The sequence below is a fragment of the Mesorhizobium sp. M0587 genome (assembly GCF_040320945.1).
GTDB lineage: Bacteria > Pseudomonadota > Alphaproteobacteria > Rhizobiales > Rhizobiaceae > Mesorhizobium.
The window spans coordinates 171814-183836 of the sequence record NZ_JAMYQP010000010.1 but is presented as its reverse complement, the minus strand read 5'-3'; the positions used below and the strand labels follow the sequence as shown (position 1 = coordinate 183836).

Sequence of the window (12023 nt, the reverse complement as noted above, 5' to 3'; positions counted from 1 at the left end):
CCCCCCCCCCCCCCCCCCCCCCCCCCCCCCCCCCCCCCCCCCCCCCCCCCCCCCCCCCCCCCCCCCCCCCCCCCCCCCCCCCCACGGCGCTGCCCCCACCCCGTCTCACGAACTTTGCTTCGCAAAGATCGTTCGGCGACCCTCCCCACAAGGGGGAGGGTAAGGCGCTAATGCCGGAAATGTCTTACGCCGGTAAACACCATGGCGATGCCGTGCTCGTCGGCGGCGGCGATGACGTCGTCGTCGCGCATCGAGCCGCCCGGCTGGATCACCGCCGTCGCTCCGGCTTCGATCGCCGACAGCAAGCCGTCGGCGAAGGGGAAGAAGGCGTCGGAGGCGACGACCGAACCTTTGGTCAGCGGCTCCGCCTCGCCCGCCGCCTCGGCTGCGTCGAGCGCCTTGCGGGCGGCGATGCGCGAGGAATCGACCCGGCTCATCTGGCCGGCGCCGATGCCGACGGTGGCGCCGTCCCTGGCATAGACGATGGCGTTGGACTTGACGTGCTTGGCGACGCGGAAGGCGAATTGGAGATCAACCATCTCGGCCGGGGTCGGCGCACGCTTCGTCACCACCTTCAGCTCGAAATCGGTGACCACGGCATTGTCGCGTGACTGGACGAGCAGGCCGCCGGCGACGGATTTGACCGTGGTGCCCGATGTGCGCGGGTCCGGCAGGCCGCCGGTGACCAGCAGGCGCAGGTTCTTCTTGGCCGCGACGATTGCCGCCGCCTCGTCTGTCGCATCCGGTGCGATGATCACCTCGGTGAAGGTCTTCACGATCTCCTCGGCCGCCTCGGCATCGAGGGTGCGATTCATAGCGACGATGCCACCGAAGGCCGAGACCGGATCGCAGGCGAGCGCCTTGACATAGGCGGCCTTCAGAGACGCACCCTCGGCGACCCCGCACGGGTTGGCATGCTTGATGATTGCCACGGCGGCAGAGCGCGCCGGATCGAACTCGCCGGCCAGCTCGAAGGCGGCGTCGGTGTCGTTGATGTTGTTGTAGGACAGTTGCTTGCCCTGGAGCTGCCGCGCGGTGGCGACGCCCGGGCGCTTGTCGCCATTGAGGTAGAAGCCGGCGCTCTGGTGCGGGTTTTCGCCGTAACGCATCACCTCGGCCAGCCTGCCGCCGAAGGCGCGCCAGGTCGGATGTTCGATCTCGAGCGCCTCGGCGAACCAGCCGGAGATCGCCGCGTCATAGGTCGCGGTGCGGGCAAAGGCCTTGGCCGCCAGCTTTTTTCGGAAATCCAGCGATAGCGAACCAATATTCATCTCCAGCGCGTTCAGCACCGAGGCGTAGTCGCCAGGATCGGTAACGATGGCGACATAGGCGTGATTCTTCGCCGAGGCGCGGATCATCGCCGGGCCGCCAATGTCGATGTTCTCGACGATCGCCGCGTAGTCGGCGCCGGAACGACGGACTTCCTCGAACGGATAGAGGTTGGAGACGACGAGGTCGATCGGCTCGATGCCGTATTTGCGCATTGCCTTCGCGTGTTCGGGATCGTCGCGCACGCCAAGCAGCGCACCGTGCACCGACGGGTGCAGCGTCTTGACGCGACCATCCATGATCTCTGGAAAACCAGTGAGTTCGGAAACGTCGCGGACGGCGAGACCCGCCTCGGCGATCGCCTTTGCCGTGCCGCCGGTCGAGACCAGCTCGACGCCGGCGGCAGCCAGCGCCCTGGCGAAATCGAGAAGGCCGGTCTTGTCGAAGACGGAGAGCAGCGCGCGACGCACGGGAACGAGGTTGGGAGCGGGGATGTTCTTGGCGGCGACGGCCATGGGCGGGCGGCCTTTCACGACTTGATTTGGAGCGTCAGGGGGCCGTAGCACATGACATCAGGAAATCAAGCGCCGCGCGTCAATCGATGTTTTCATATGCAATCTGCCGGCCTCGGATATAGGCTTGGCTTTCGGGCGGAGGAGAAAAACCGATGGCATTTGTGCGTATTGGTCAATTCAAGGCGTTGCCGGACATGACCGAGCCATTGCGGGCGATCTACGAAACCGAGGCGATCCCGGCCATCCGCGCCGCAAACGGCAACATCAGCGCCGTGCTGCTGCAGCAGCATGGGGCGAGCGACACATTCATGGCGATCACCGTGTGGAACACTGCCGAGGACGCCGAACGCTATGACCGAAGCGGCCAAGCGGCGGCGATGGTCGACAAGATCCGCTTCGCCTTCGCCGGCCCGCCATCGCTCAGCACCTATGACGCCTTCGGTGTCCCGCAACAAGCTTGAGCGAGCCGACTTCTTTCGCGCGGCAGATCAGTTATTTTCCGGGTAACCGGCGATGCTGGTGCGCGTTAGTTGCCAATGGACTTCGGCGACGTTCGACGCTTTGAATGCAAGCACGATCTGGCGGCTGCGGCGCGGGCCGCCAAGGCCGGCGAAGTAGATCGATTCCTCGACCTCCGGCACCACCTCGCCCGAGGTGAACACCCAGGTGTCGGCCTGATCGCCGGCCAGGACCAGGCGATCATGTTCGTCCTGCAAAAGGTTGATGTCGGGATGGACGTGGAAGCGGATGGTGACGAAATCGCGGCCATTGTTAAGGATAGCGGCATTGCCGGGCCGCTGGAACCGGTCCCGGCCGGCCAGCACATTGCCGCTCGACGACAGCTTCAGCTCGCGTTCGTGCAGGAAGCCAAAGCGCTGGAGGTAGCCATCGTGGCGGGCGATGAAACCTTGCACCCCCTTCTGGTCGGTGCGCTTGCACTGCACCTGCTGGGGGCCGCCGATCAATGGCGAACCCAGCAGGTCGTTGACGCGTAGCGAATGGCTGAAGCGCGCCGACGAGGTATCGTTGATGGTGGCGGTCGAATGCGCGGCGGTGGCACGGGCCAGCGGTCGGAATTCGGCGGCGCCATAGGTGTCGATGCCGGCATTGACGATGTAGTGCTGGCGGCCCGACGACAGTTCGAAGGCGAGGCAGCCGGCATGCGCGGCGTTGGACACGTCGACCGGCGGCGGCAGGCCGGTATCGGCAATGACGGTGACCCCGCCCATCGACAGGCGCTCATAGCCTGAGTGCGGTGCATGCAGCAGCGGCGAGCCGGCGGTGTCGTCATGGCGCAGGATAGTCGCGATGCGGTCGTGGATCGTGGCGCCCATGCCGTTGAAGCGGGCAAGGCTGCCGTCCTGGTGGCGGAAGAAGCGCAGCGCCGGCAGCATGCGGTCGATGGCGCCGATCAGCGCCTGCGGCGGGGTTTCCGCTTGATTGGCGTAGGTCTGGCGCAGCGGCAACAGGTCGGCAAGGATTTCCAGCACCACCATCGGGTTGCGTGAGATATGGCCGCCATCGGCAAGGATCTGGCGGTTAAGTTCCTCGGCAAGGTGGCGGGTGGCGCCGCGCAACGCCGACGCCGGCGCGGGCAGTGAAAGTGCCGCGAAAGCAAGCGCGATGCGAGCACGCAGCCTGTCCTTGCCATCGGGCATCTCGCGCGCCATCGACCTGAGGTAGCGGATCTGGACCGCTAAAGATTTGAGGAAGGCGCGGTAGAACGGGAACTCGGCGCCTTGCAGCACGATGGAAGAATGCTGCAGCCAGGCGATGATGCGCTTGGCGGTCGTCCCTGGCTCCCAGCCGATGCCGGAAATATTGCTGCCATGCATGACGATCCAGTCGGAAACCAGCGCGCGGGCATTGGCGGCGGCGAGTTCGGTGCCGGCGGCACGCATGTGGCGCAGCCAGCGAAAGCCATGCAGCGTCTTCTGCCATCCGTGATTGGGCACATTGATCTGGAACGGTGACTTGCCGCCGGTCTCGACCAGGTGTCCGGACAAGGGATAGCGGCCGTAATAGATCTCGAGTGCGATCTGCGGATCGGCAAGGCGCAGGTCCGGCGGCGCGATCAGGACGCGTTCGGGCGTGCGGCCGTAATAGCGCCAGCGATAGACCGGCCCGGCGCGCAGGCGCCGGCGCGTCTTGCGCCAGAATTCCTTCGCGACCAGCGTCCACAGACGCGTCGTGTTGCCGGCAGCAAGTGCCAAAAGCCCTCCAAATCGTCCTCTTACCCCAAGCACAAGCTTATATGGTTCAAGAGCTTATGCGAAGGCGGATTTCGCGTAGGTGAGCCACGTCACGTGGTCGTGGCCGGTTGTCCCTAGAAAAGTCACGTCTTTCCGGGCCATACCCCGGTTGTCTTGCGACTTATGTCCTCTTGTGGCGGCGGCGAAACTCTCTGGGCGAGCGATTTTCGCGGTTGCCGGGAAAGTAGAATGCATCACCGATACCGATGGTCGAAGTCGCCGTCTCGACAGGGCGAATCGGTGGCCGTCATCAATTGCTTGGCGAGATCGAACCCGATGCGCAGCTGCCTTCGGGAGAGCTCGGTGTGCAGCGTGAACCAGCGCCGCAACGTCGGCGGAGAAAGGCATCGAGTTTCCGTCGATGGGAAGAGCCCGAACGATAAGGTATTATCCTGTCAAAACCGAAACAATCCAGGTGATTGAAATGCCGATATCAGTCGATGGACAGGCATTGCTGGATGTCCCGCCCGTTGCCTTGACAGCCAACGGCAAGGCGCTGTCGACGATGCCGGACAGGCTGGGATATCTTTCCCCGACCGACCCGTCCGTCGGCGTCGAGGCCATTCGCCACCTCTATGGGGCGCAAGGCTATATCTGGCTGAAAGGGCTTTTGCCACGCGGCGAGGTGATCGACTTTCGCGGCTGGGTGCTTTCCCATCTTGCCGAGAGCGGACTTTTGAAGCCAGCGACGGACCCCTCCCTCGGCATCGCCTCCAGTGCCTTCGATCGCCAGCTCGCCGATCGTCGCTTGATGTCCGTGGTCCGCTCAACCGCTTATGAAGGCTTTTGCGCGCAGCCGCGGCTGTCCCGCCTTATGGACGCTTTCGTGGGCGGCCTATCCTATCTGCACAAGCGAAAGATCATGCGCTTCACCTTGCCTGGCACGGCCACCGCGACGCCCGCGCATTACGACCTCGTCTATTTGCGCGGAGGCACCAGCCGCGTGGTGACGGCCTGGATCCCGATCGGCGACACGTCCACCGACATGGGCGGTCTCATTTACCTGGAGGGATCGCACGCTATCGGCGCCGCCCTGGAAACACAGTTCAGCAAGGACAATGCCGGTTTCACGGACGAGGAGCGCATCAGCGCCTATAACCGCAATATGAGTGAGGGTGGCTGGGTGTCGAAGGACTTGCCTCAAATGGCGGAACGGTTCGACACGCGCTGGCTGATGGCGAATTTCGAGGCGGGTGACGTCGTCCTTCACTCTCCCTACATGATCCATGCCTCCACGACCAACCAAAGCCTGGACGGGCTGATCCGGCTGTCGACTGATATCCGCTACCAGAACGTCGACGACGAAATCGATGCACGCTGGGGGAATCACTGGAGCCTTGACGATATGCTTTAGTCAGCGCGTCGCATGCGAGCTGCAAAGAAGCCGTCCAGGCCGGAAATTCCGGGTGCGCCCAGCGCCAGGTCGGCGGGCGTTGTGCGCAGCGTACCGTCAGCTGTGATGAACGGGTCGAGCTCAGAAAATTCGCCAAGCCGGATCGGATCGGCGGTCACATGCAAATTGCCGGCGAGGAAGGCGCGATGGAGATCCTCGCCCTCGATCGGGTCGAGCGAACAGTTGGAAAAGACGATCCGTCCGCCGGGCTTGACCAGGGTGACGGCGCGGGCGAGCAGCCTTGCTTGCAGATCGGCGAGCTTTTCGACATCGGCCATGGTCTTCGTCCAGGGCACGTCGGGATGCCGGCGCACTGTCCCGGTCGACGAGCAGGGCGCGTCGAGGAGCACGGCGTCGAACAGTTCGCCTGGCTCGTATTTGAGCAGATCGGCCTGGACGATTTCGGCCGACAGACCGAGGCGACCGAGATTCTGCTCCAGCCTGGCCAGCCGGTTCTTCGACGTGTCGATGGCGGTGACGTTGGCGCCGGCGAGAATGAGCTGTGCGGTCTTGCCGCCGGGTGCCGCACAGAGGTCCGCGACGCGAAGCCCTGCGATATCGCCGAAGAGCCGTGCGGGAAAGCTGGCGGCGGCGTCCTGGACCCACCAGGCGCCCTCGGCGAAGCCGGGCAATTCGGTGACGGCGCTGGCAAGCTTCTCCACCCGCACCGTGCCGGTCGGCAAGACGATGCCGCCCAGCCTTTCGGCCCAGAGCTCAGGATCGGCCTTGACCGAGAAGTCGACCGGCGCCTCGTGCCGATGCGCGGCAAGAATCTGCCTGGTCTTGTCCGCGCCATAGGCCGCCTTCAGCCGGTCGGAAAACCATTTTGGCGCTTCGTCGGTCGCGGCAAGGGCGGCGGGCAGTTCCGTTTCCTTGGCCCGCGCCAGCGTGCGCAGCACGCCGTTGACCAGACCGGAAAAACGCTGCGTGCGCGGATCCGACTTGGCGTGGGTCACCGCAAGGTCGACGGCGGCGCTGTCGGGAATGTCTAGGAAGAGGATCTGTGCCGCCGCCACATGCAAGATGTGCGACAGCGCCGTGGCGTTGGGCGGCAGCGGCTTTTCAAGACGACGCGCCAATAGCCCGGTGACGGTCATGCGATAGCGCAACGCGGTGACCAGAATGGCGCGCACCAGGCCGCGATCGCGCAGGTCGAGCGCTTTGTATTGCGGATGGCCGTTCTCGTGATCGGTCAGGCCGTCGAGCGGCGTCCTGGCGTCGATGACGGCGGCTAGCAAGCGCGCCGCCGCCTTGCGGGCGGCAAGGCCGGCAACGAATTCGCCGCCGGTATCGTGTTCCTGATCGCCTGAAACCGTGCGTCGAGTTCCTCTGCCCGCCACGCTCACGACCACCGGCCCTTGGGTCCGGTCGGGTTGCGACCCCACGGGTTGGATTTCGGCTTGGCCGGTTCCGCCGGCGGCTCGGGCTGTGCGACCGGGCCCCACGGGCCGGATGGCCGTTGTCCGTCCTGTTGTGTAGGGGCCTGTTGCGTGGGGGCCTGACGCGGCGCGGCCGCTATGTCGCCGCCTCCCGCCTGCCGCGCCATCGCCTGCAGGGCGGCGATGCGGTTGTCGGTGCTCGGGTGGGTGGAGAACAGACTGTCCATGCGCTCGCCGGAAAGAGGATTGATGATGAAGAGATGCGCCATTGCCGGATTGCGTTCGGCATCGGGGTTGGGAATGCGTTCGGCGCCGCGGGCGATCTTGTCAAGCGCGGATGCCAGCCAGAGCGGGTGTCCACAGATTTCGGCGCCGCGCCGGTCGGCCTCGTATTCGCGGGTGCGGCTGACCGCCATCTGCACGATCATCGCCGCAAAGGGCGCCACGATCATCGCCGCCAGAACGCCGACAAAGCCGAACGGGTTGTTGTCGCGATTGCCGCCGAGGAAGAAAGCGAAATTGCCAAGCATCGAGATGGCGCCGGCAAAGGTCGCCACGATGGTCATGGTCAGCGTATCGCGGTGTTGGACATGGGCGAGCTCATGCGCCATGACAGCCGCGACCTCTTCATGGGTCAGCCGCTGCAACAGGCCGGTGGAAGCGGCGACCGCCGCGTTCTGCGGGTTGCGGCCGGTGGCGAAGGCGTTCGGCTGCGGGTTGTCGATCAGATAGGTCTTCGGCATCGGCAGGCCCGCCTGCTTGGCCAGCGCCTGCACGATGCCGTAATATTCGGGCGCGTTCCTTTCGTCGACCTCGACGGCATGGTTCATCGACAGCACCATCTTGTCGGCATTCCAGTAGCTGAACAGATTGGTGCCGGCGGCAATCAGCAGGGCGATCATCATGCCGCCCGATCCGCCGATCAGAAAGCCCACGCCCATGAACAGCGCCGTCATCGCGGCAAGAAGCATGGCGGTGCGAATTGTGTTCATCGTCTGCGCCTGTCCAGGTCGTGGCGAAAGGGGGTCGATCGTCGTAGGCTCATCGCTATATGATGGGAAACGCCTGTTGCTGTTTCAATCCGCCGGAAATATCGCATGAACGACGAAACCAGTAAAATGCCTCCCGACAGGAATGACGAGGTGCCGCCAAAGGCGCTGTCGCCCGCCGCCCGCCGCGCGCTGGCGGAAGCCGAGGCCCGCCGACAGGAGTATCGCCGGAAGGAAGCCTCGCTGCCCCGGGAAATCGGCGGCCGTGGCGGCAAGGAGCCCGGTCGCTATGGCGACTGGGAGGTCAAGGGCCTGACCAGCGATTTCTAAGGTATGCTGCTATTCAGGTGAGGCCGGCCTGCAAGCGTTGGTTTCCTGCGCTTCCGGTGCTCACGTACTTTAGTACGCTCCGCTCCGGTTCTCGGAAACCATCGCTTTCGATTCGGCCTGACCTGAATCTCAACACACCTTGCCTGAATCTCAACACAACTTGAGAGGGCGTTGCATTACATCTTTAGGCGGCGCTGAGTTGCGGCTCGAGTGCGATCCAGCCATGCTCGTCGACGGTGATGCCGATCGTGTCGTAACCTGCGATCGCCGCATGCCGGGTCGCCATTGGATGCTGGTGCGTGGCGTTGATCACCATGACCGCGGCGCCCGCCGCCTCGGCCGCCGCTATGCCGGCCGGAGCATCCTCGAACACCAGGCAATCGCGCGCATCGAAGCCGAGCCGTTCGGCGCCTAGCCGAAAGCAATCGGGCGCCGGCTTGCCGCGGGAAACATCTTCCGCCGCCACGAGCACGGCCGGAACCGGAATGCCGGCAGCCCTCATCCGCAACAGCGCCAGTTCGCGGGGCGCCGAGGTTACGATCGCCCAGCGCTCCGGCGGGAGCGCATTGAGAAACGCCGCGGCGCTGGCGATCTGAACGATGCCATCCAGGTCTGCGGCCTCGGCCTTCAGCAGCAGATCGGCCTCATGCGCCGGATCGACGCCCGGAAGTGCCAGGCCGGTGATCGTCTCGATCGCCCGCACGCCATGGATCGTCGGCAGGAAGGCCGCGACGTCGAGGCCCTGGCGGCGCGCCCAGTCGCTCCAAACCCGTTCGGCCGAGGCGATGGAATTGATGAGCGTGCCGTCCATGTCGAAGAGGAAGGCGGCGAATTTTCTGCCTGCGTACATGATTTTCCTTGGATCCGGGGGGGGCGTGGTGGTCGAGGGAGGGGCTGACCGTAGCGTCAAGCCGCGGGCATGGGAAGGCGCGCCGCCGCCTTTTCGGAAGGTCCAGGGAACCGCGTCCTCCTTCCGGCGTTTCGGTCATGTTTGCTTTTCCATGATGATCGAGGGGGGCTCGCGATGCTGATACGGCTCGGCTATGAAATCGCCATCGAATGTGTCCAGGCGACGCCGGTGATTTCGTTGCTCGAGATCCACAGCGACAGGCAGGCCGACATCAAGAGACAGACGCGCGTGCTGACATCGCCTGCGGTGCCGACCAGGCTCTACCGCGATCCGCATGGCAATGCCTGCCGCCGTTTCACCGCACCTGCCGGCGGCTTTCGCATCCTGTACGACGCAGTGGTCGAGGACAGCGGCCAGCCCGATGAGGTCAACACACTGGCCAGGGAAGTGCCGGTAGCGGAATTGCCGGACGAGGTGCTCGGCTATCTCCTGGGCAGCCGCTATTGCGAGACCGATCATCTGAGCAATCTTGCCTGGCAGCTTTTCGGCCATCTCCCGCCAGGCTGGGCGCGGGTGCAGGCGATCGTCGACTATGTGCACAGCCGGCTGTCCTTCGGCTACGGCTATGCGCGTTCGACCCGCACGGCGGCGCAGGCGCACGAGGAACGGGTCGGGGTCTGTGGCGACTTCGCGCATCTGGCGATCACGCTCTGCCGCTGCATGAACATTCCGGCGCGCTATGTGAACGGCTATCTCGGCGACATCGGCGTACCGGTCGATCCGGCGCCGATGGACTTCTCCGCCTGGCTGGAGGTGTTCCTCGAGGACAAGTGGTACACGTTCGATCCACGCCACAACATGCCAAGGATCGGCCGCGTCGTCATCGCGCGCGGCCGCGACGCCATCGACGTGCCGCTGCTCCATAGTTTCGGCGCGCATCGGCTGAGCCGGTTCAAGGTGTGGACCTACGAACAGGAGAGCAATCTGTTCAAACCGCCCCATCACGCCATCGATCGGACGATCAGCGCGCAGATGCTGGCCTGACCTGACCCTCATTACACCTCAGTCGTTCGCGCACCATTCTGGTCCTGCACCTTTGGGACAGTTGGTCCGCTTCGGCACAGACGCACTGTGCCGCAGCGGGACGCCGCCGAGCACTCCGCGACCACAGGGTCTTGAGCATGGTAAGCGGCTCGTAAACGCGCGTGCATCCGTGTTTTCCTGTTTACCAATCGTTCACCTTCGCAAAGGGCGAAGGCAAACAAAAACAAATGGTTGATGGCGTCTGGGCGCGTTCCGGCGCCTGGCGACCGCATCCGGCCGGAATCCTGCATTGGCCTGCCCGCGGCGACGAGGCCGAGGCATGCGGAGGTTGTAGGATGCGGAATTACGGGGGTCTTGTTCACGCGGTCGGGGGATTCGCCAGACATCGCGGTGGAAATTTCGCGGTCCTGTTCGGCTTTGCTGCCTCGGTCTTGGCGCTGGTCGCCGGCTTCTCGGTCAATATCTCGCAGCTCTACAATGCCAGATCGAGCCTGCAAGGCATGGTCGACGCCGCGGTGACGTCGACGGCACGCGACCTGACGACCGGCGTCATCAAGGAAGCCGACGCCAACAAGTCGGTGCAGACCTTTCTCGACGCCAACAGCACGGCAGGCATTCTGCAAGCCGACCAGATCGTGCTGGACAGGCTGATCGTCGACAGGACCGCCAATACAGTGCAGGCCGACGCTCATGTCGATGTCGCCTTGTTCTTCCCGATTTTTGGCACCGGCGATACCAAACGCGTCACCGCCTCGACGACGGCGCTCTATTCCGACAAAACCATCGAAGTGGCGATGATGCTCGATGTGACGGGGTCGATGGCCGCCAACTGGCGGGCCAAGACGGACAAGATCGGCGACCTGCGAAACGCCGCTTCGAGCGCTGTCGAGGATCTTCTGGACAACAACATCGATCCAAAAAAGCCGCGCGTGCGCGTGGCCATTGTTCCTTATGCCGAAGCGGTGAATACCGGCGGCCTGTCGGATAGCGTTTTCGTCGAGCAAGCGGGTGGCTCGGACGTGCCGCCGCCGGTGGAGAACACGCCGGTCCTAGTGTCGTCAGGTCCGACGGCTCCCGACAAATGTGCCACCGAGCGCAAGGACAAGGACGGCTATGCCGATTATTCGTCCGACGCACCGACCGAGCCACGCCTGAACAAACAAGGCAAAACCTATTTGGCCAGGGTAAATCGCGACGATCACATGGACAGCTGCCCGAGGCCGGAACTGATTCCGTTGACGGCGGACAAGCAGAAACTGCTCGACACGATTGCCGATTTCCGGGCGGGTGGCGTGACTGCCGGTGGCATCGCAGTGCAATGGGGCTATTACATGCTCTCCCCTTCCTGGCGCTCCGCCATCGTCGATGCCAGGCTGGGCGCCGGGCCCGCCAATTTCGACGTCAAGAAAGTCGGGAAGGTCGCCATCCTGATGACGGACGGCCAGTTCAACACCGCCTTTGCGGGCGGGCGCGGTGCCCCAAGATCGCAGAATGCCGGCCAGATGTCGCGAGGCAATGCCGAAGGCATTTGCGATAACATGAAGCGCGACGGCATCGAGATTTTCACGATCGGCTTCGACCTGGACGATCCGTCCATGACGGCGACCGAGAGGGATCAGGCAAAGAGTGTTCTCAAGGACTGCTCCACTGCGGACACGTCCTCGCTGAGACACTATTATGAGGCCGCGACGGGTCCAGAATTGGAGGACGCTTTCAAAGCCATCGTGGAGAACATCGAGCGACTGACCGTCGCCAAATGAAATTCTGAGCAGCAGATGGGCCTGGTGGAGTTGGCCAAAGGAAAAGGCCGCCGCTTCTCTCGAAGCTGGCGGCCTTCCGTGTTTCCGTCCATGGCGCGGCCTGTGGCGGCGACCCATGAGGTCACCAGCCGCGCATCTCGCGCCTTAACGGGAAGACTGCTTCCCGAAAGTGCAATCCGCTGAGGCCACGTTCTGGAAAACGAAATCACTCGACATCGGATCACCTCCTTTCGATTTGTTGA

General features: G+C 64.1%; 10 protein-coding genes. 5 read left to right on the top strand and 5 right to left on the bottom strand.

Annotated features, from left to right (window positions below):
• Window positions 1-167 precede the first annotated feature (167 nt).
• Window positions 168-1784, bottom strand: coding sequence for a bifunctional phosphoribosylaminoimidazolecarboxamide formyltransferase/IMP cyclohydrolase (purH, locus tag NKI49_RS12580; protein ID WP_352606054.1), 1617 nt, complete (start codon window positions 1782-1784; stop codon window positions 168-170).
• Window positions 1785-1936: 152 nt separating this feature from the next.
• On the opposite strand from purH, the gene NKI49_RS12575 reads away from it, so the two are divergent.
• Window positions 1937-2245 (top strand): putative quinol monooxygenase, encoded by a 309-nt coding sequence (locus NKI49_RS12575; RefSeq protein ID WP_352606052.1) that lies wholly within the window; start codon window positions 1937-1939, stop codon window positions 2243-2245.
• A 27-nt stretch (window positions 2246-2272) separates the two neighbouring features.
• Here the strand turns inward: NKI49_RS12575 and NKI49_RS12570 are convergent, their stop codons facing one another.
• A complete protein-coding gene (locus NKI49_RS12570) occupies window positions 2273-3997 on the bottom strand; it encodes a heparinase II/III family protein (protein ID WP_352606050.1) in 1725 nt (574 codons plus the stop codon).
• A 463-nt stretch (window positions 3998-4460) separates the two neighbouring features.
• Here NKI49_RS12570 and NKI49_RS12565 point away from each other — a divergent pair, with 463 nt between their 5' ends.
• Window positions 4461-5390 (top strand): phytanoyl-CoA dioxygenase family protein, encoded by a 930-nt coding sequence (locus NKI49_RS12565; protein WP_352606048.1) that lies wholly within the window; start codon window positions 4461-4463, stop codon window positions 5388-5390.
• Here NKI49_RS12565 and NKI49_RS12560 read toward each other — a convergent pair.
• Window positions 5387-6775, bottom strand: a complete 1389-nt coding sequence (locus NKI49_RS12560) for an RsmB/NOP family class I SAM-dependent RNA methyltransferase (protein WP_352606046.1) — start codon at window positions 6773-6775, stop codon at window positions 5387-5389. The genes NKI49_RS12565 and NKI49_RS12560 overlap by 4 nt on opposite strands.
• Window positions 6772-7800 carry a zinc metalloprotease HtpX gene (gene htpX / locus NKI49_RS12555; RefSeq protein ID WP_352606044.1) on the bottom strand — a complete coding sequence of 343 codons (1029 nt, stop codon included), beginning with the start codon at window positions 7798-7800 and terminating at the stop codon, window positions 6772-6774. The genes NKI49_RS12560 and htpX overlap by 4 nt, the downstream gene beginning before the upstream one ends.
• A 105-nt stretch (window positions 7801-7905) precedes the next feature.
• On the opposite strand from htpX, the gene NKI49_RS12550 reads away from it, so the two are divergent.
• Window positions 7906-8127, top strand: coding sequence for a DUF1674 domain-containing protein (locus NKI49_RS12550; protein WP_027025533.1), 222 nt, complete (start codon window positions 7906-7908; stop codon window positions 8125-8127).
• A gap of 184 nt (window positions 8128-8311) precedes the next feature.
• On the opposite strand, the gene NKI49_RS12545 is transcribed toward NKI49_RS12550, so the two are convergent.
• On the bottom strand, window positions 8312-8977 hold the full coding sequence (locus NKI49_RS12545; protein WP_352606042.1) for an HAD-IA family hydrolase: 666 nt from the start codon (window positions 8975-8977) through the stop codon (window positions 8312-8314).
• Between the two features lie 174 nt (window positions 8978-9151).
• On the opposite strand from NKI49_RS12545, the gene NKI49_RS12540 reads away from it, so the two are divergent.
• Both NKI49_RS12540 and NKI49_RS12535 read left to right on the top strand, forming a co-directional pair.
• A complete protein-coding gene (locus NKI49_RS12540) occupies window positions 9152-10021 on the top strand; it encodes a transglutaminase-like domain-containing protein (RefSeq protein WP_352695642.1) in 870 nt (289 codons plus the stop codon).
• Window positions 10022-10356: 335 nt separating this feature from the next.
• Window positions 10357-11781, top strand: coding sequence for a pilus assembly protein TadG-related protein (locus NKI49_RS12535; RefSeq protein WP_352606038.1), 1425 nt, complete (start codon window positions 10357-10359; stop codon window positions 11779-11781).
• Window positions 11782-12023: the final 242 nt, after the last annotated feature.